This window comes from Pseudomonas sp. HMWF006, assembly GCF_003061205.1.
GTDB classification, from domain to species: domain Bacteria; phylum Pseudomonadota; class Gammaproteobacteria; order Pseudomonadales; family Pseudomonadaceae; genus Aquipseudomonas; species Aquipseudomonas monsensis.
The window spans coordinates 1-4,544 of the sequence record NZ_QAIU01000315.1; the positions used below are offsets into that span (position 1 = coordinate 1).

At 61.5% G+C, this 4,544-nt stretch carries 3 protein-coding genes and 1 pseudogene; all 4 read left to right on the forward strand.

The genetic code is table 11. The features are described from left to right. The coding region (gene fdnG / locus DBR24_RS12865; RefSeq protein WP_146189031.1) for a formate dehydrogenase-N subunit alpha at nt 1–2,798 on the forward strand (2,798 nt) is incomplete at its 5' end. A gap of 14 nt (nt 2,799–2,812) precedes the next feature. After that, the gene (gene fdxH, locus DBR24_RS12870; protein ID WP_128614945.1) at nt 2,813–3,748 is read left to right on the forward strand and encodes a formate dehydrogenase subunit beta; all 936 of its coding nucleotides are present in this window, start codon (nt 2,813–2,815) and stop codon (nt 3,746–3,748) included. Further along, nucleotides 3,745–4,410, forward strand: a complete 666-nt coding sequence (locus tag DBR24_RS12875; RefSeq protein ID WP_123468631.1) for a formate dehydrogenase subunit gamma — start codon at nt 3,745–3,747, stop codon at nt 4,408–4,410. The genes fdxH and DBR24_RS12875 overlap by 4 nt, the downstream gene beginning before the upstream one ends. A gap of 3 nt (nt 4,411–4,413) precedes the next feature. Next, nucleotides 4,414–4,544 (forward strand): annotated as a pseudogene (locus DBR24_RS12880) (formate dehydrogenase accessory protein FdhE); the annotation flags it as partial.

Genomic DNA, 4,544 nt, shown 5'->3' on the forward strand with positions numbered 1-4,544 from the left:
GTACCCTCTGCCCGAAAGGCGCAGGTCTTCTCGACTTCATTCACAGCCCCGGCCGTTTGCTCTACCCGCAAACGCGCAAGCCGGGCAGCAGCGAATGGACGCGAATCAGTTGGGACGAAGCGCTCGACCGCATCGTCGACCTGATGAAAGCCGACCGCGACGCCAACTTCATCGAGAAAAATGCCAACGGGCAAACAGTGAATCGCTGGCTGAGCACCGGGTTTCTCGCGGCATCGGCGGCGTCCAACGAAGCCGGCTACATCACCCAGAAGGTGATCCGCAGTCTCGGCATGCTGGGGTTCGATAACCAGGCGCGTGTCTGACACGGCCCGACGGTGGCAAGTCTTGCCCCGACGTACGGCCGTGGAGCCATGACCAACACCTGGACCGATATCGCCAACGCGAATCTGATCCTGGTGATGGGTGGCAACGCAGCAGAAGCGCATCCGTGCGGCTTCAAATGGGTGACCGAGGCCAAGGCGCATAACGCCGCGCGGCTGATCGTGGTCGATCCGCGTTTTACCCGGACCGCGTCCGTGGCCGACTATTACGCGCCGATCCGTACCGGCACCGACATCGCCTTCATGGGCGGCCTGATCAATTACCTGCTGACCACGGACAAGATCCAGCACGAATACGTGCGCAACTACACCGACATGTCGTTCATCGTCAGGGCCGGTTACGGCTTTGAAGATGGCATCTTCAGCGGCTACGACGTGGCCAAGCGCAGCTATACCGACAAATCCGGCTGGGGCTACGAGCTGGGCGAGGACGGCTTTGTCAAAGTCGACCCGACCCTGCAGGACCCGCGCTGTGTCTATCAACTGATGAAACAGCATTACAGCCGCTACAACATCGACCTCGCCAGCCAGATCTGCGGCATGCCGGTCGATGCCATGCAGAAAATCTGGGATGAGATTGCCACGTGCGCCACGCCCGGCAAGACCATGACCATTCTCTACGCGCTCGGCTGGACGCAACACTCGATCGGCGCGCAGATCATTCGCAGTGCGGCGATGGTCCAGCTGTTGCTGGGCAACGTCGGCATGCCGGGCGGCGGAGTCAACGCGTTGCGCGGGCACTCGAACATTCAGGGCCTGACCGACCTTGGCTTGCTTTCCAATGCGCTGCCGGGCTACCTGACGCTGGGCACCGACACCGAGCAGGATTACAACGCCTTCATCCACAAACGCACGCAAGTGCCGTTGCGTCCGGGGCAATTGTCGTACTGGCAGAACTACAGCAAATTCCACGTCAGCCTGATGAAGGCGTGGTACGGCGCCAATGCCACCGTCGAGAACAATTGGTGCTACGACCATCTGCCGAAACTGGACATCCCCAACTACGACGTCCTGAAGATGTTCGACCTGATGAGCCAGGGCAAGGTCAACGGTTACTTCTGCCAGGGTTTTAACCCGATCGCTGCACTGCCGGACAAGAACCGGGTGATGGGCGCACTGGCCAAACTGAAATGGCTGGTGGTGATGGACCCGCTGGCCACCGAAACCTCGGAGTTCTGGCACAACGTCGGGCCGTACAACGACGTGAAAAGCGCCGAGATCCAGACCGAAGTCATTCGCCTGCCCACCACCTGTTTTGCCGAAGAGGACGGTTCGCTGGTCAACAGCAGCCGCTGGCTGCAATGGCACTGGAAAGGTGCCGATGGCCCAGGCGAAGCGCAGACCGACATTCGCATCATGAGCGAGCTGTTCCTGCGCCTGCGCAAGCGCTATCAGGCCGAGGGCGGCAAGTTCCCCGATCCACTGCTGAAGCTGTCGTGGCCGTACAAGATCCCCGACGAGCCTTCGCCCGAAGAACTGGCCAAGGAGATCAACGGCAGCGCCGTCGCCGACTTCACCGATGCCACCGGCGTCGCGGTCAAGGCCGGCACGCAACTGGCGGGTTTCGGCTTGCTCAAGGATGACGGCAGTACCGCATCCGGCTGCTGGATTTTCGCCGGCAGCTGGACCGAAGCCGGTAATCAGATGGCCCGGCGTGATAACGCCGATCCCTATGGCATGCATCAGCATCTGGGTTGGGCATGGGCGTGGCCGGCCAACCGGCGGATTCTCTACAACCGTGCTTCGGCGGATGTCGCCGGCAAACCGTGGGACCCGAAAAAACGTCTGGTGTGGTGGAACGGCAAGGCCTGGGGCGGTACCGATGTGCCGGACTACAAGGCCGACGTGCCGCCGGAAGCCGGGATGAACCCGTTCATCATGAACCCCGAAGGCGTGGCGCGGTTCTTTGCCGTCGACAAGATGAACGAGGGGCCATTCCCCGAGCACTACGAGCCGTTCGAAACGCCGATCGGCATCAACCCGCTGCACCCGCAAAACAAGAAGGCCACCAGTAACCCGGCGGCGCGGATCTTCGATTCGGTTTGGGAAAGCCTCGGCGAAGCCAAGGACTTCCCGTACGCCGGCACCAGTTACCGGCTGACCGAGCATTTCCACTTCTGGAGCAAGCATTGCAAATTGAATGCGATTGCCCAGCCCGAGCAGTTCGTCGAGATCGGCGAAGTGCTGGCGAAAGAGAAGGGCATTGCCGCCGGTGATCGCGTGCGCGTCAGCTGTAAACGCGGGTTCATCGAAGCGGTGGCGGTGGTGACCAAAAGGATCCGGCCGTTGCAGGTCAACGGCAAGGTCGTGCATCAGATCGGCATCCCGCTGCACTGGGGGTTCACCGGCCTGACGCGTCACGGTTACCTGACCAACACCCTGGTGCCGTTCCTCGGCGATGGCAACACCCAGACCCCGGAATCCAAGTCATTCCTGGTCAACGTGGAGAAGCTCTGATGGAGAATCTTTAAATGGCCAGCCAAGACATCATTGCCCGCTCGGCCACCACCACGGTGCCACCCTCGGTGAGGAATCAGCAGGAGGTGGCGAAGCTGATCGACACCACCAAATGCATTGGCTGCAAGGCCTGCCAAGTCGCGTGCTCGGAATGGAACGAGCTGCGCGACGAGGTGGGCCACAACCACGGCACCTACGACAATCCGCAAGACCTGAGCGCCGAAACCTGGACGTTGATGCGCTTCACCGAGCACGAAACCGACGCCGGCAACCTCGAATGGTTGATCCGCAAGGACGGCTGCATGCACTGTGCCGAGCCCGGTTGCCTGGCGGCCTGCCCGAGTCCGGGGGCGATTATCAAGCACGCCAACGGCATCGTCGATTTCGATCAGGACCACTGCATCGGCTGCGGCTATTGCATCACCGGTTGCCCGTTCAACATTCCGCGGATTTCGCAGAAGGATCACAAGGCCTACAAATGCACGTTGTGTTCGGATCGGGTGGCGGTGGGGCTGGAACCGGCCTGCGTGAAAACCTGCCCGACCGGCGCCATCGTCTTCGGCACCAAGGAAGACATGAAGGAACACGCCGCCGAACGCATCGTCGACCTGAAAAGCCGTGGCTTCGACAATGCCGGCCTGTACGACCCGGAAGGCGTCGGCGGCACCCATGTGATGTACGTGCTGCACCATGCCGACACGCCGAAGATCTACGCCGGGTTGCCGGATGCGCCGGCCATCAGTCCGTTGGTGGGCCTGTGGAAAGGCATCAGCAAGCCCCTGGGCCTGCTGGCAATGGGCGCGGCGGTGCTGGCCGGGTTCTTCCACTATGTGCGCATCGGGCCGAACCGGGTCGAGGAGGATGACCATCCAACGCCGCCCGACACCTCGGTGCATACCGTCGATCCGGCGGTGCACACCTTCGATCCACGTGGGGAGGACCGGCCATGAGCAACAAGACGATCCTGCGTTACACCGCCAACCAGCGCACCAATCACTGGCTGGTGGCGATTCTGTTTTTCATGGCCGGGCTGTCGGGGCTGGCGTTGTTCCATCCGTCGATGTTCTGGCTGACCAATCTGTTCGGCGGCGGGCCATGGACACGGATTCTGCATCCGTACATGGGCATCGCCATGTTCGTGTTGTTCCTTGGCCTGGTGTTCAGCTTCTGGCGCAGCAATTTCTTCATCGCCAATGACCGGCGGTGGCTGCGGCGGATCAATCGGGTGATGGTCAACGACGAAGAAAGCGTGCCGCCGGTGGGCAAGTACAACGCCGGGCAGAAGCTGCTGTTCTGGACTTTACTCCTGTGCATGTTCGCGTTGCTGTTCACCGGGCTGGTGATCTGGCGGGCCTGGTTCAGTGCGTATTTCGGCATCACCGTGATCCGCTGGGCGATGCTCTTGCATGCGCTGGCGGGGTTTGTGCTGATCCTGAGCATCATCATTCACATTTACGCCGGGCTGTGGATCAAGGGCTCGGTGGACGCGATGCTGCACGGCTGGGTCAGTCGCGCCTGGGCGAAGAAACACCATGAACTCTGGTACCGCGAAATCACTCGCGACGAACGCCGTCCGGACGTGCCGGAACGACCGATCACCAAAAAGGGCTGACCTTTGGCAACCATTCTTGAAGCCGGGGACATCGAGGCGGCGGCCAGTTCGCCGCCGTTTCTGCATCTGCCGCCGCCTGACCTGTTTGCGCTCCGCGCCGATCGACTGGAAAAACTGGCCGAGGGGCATCCACT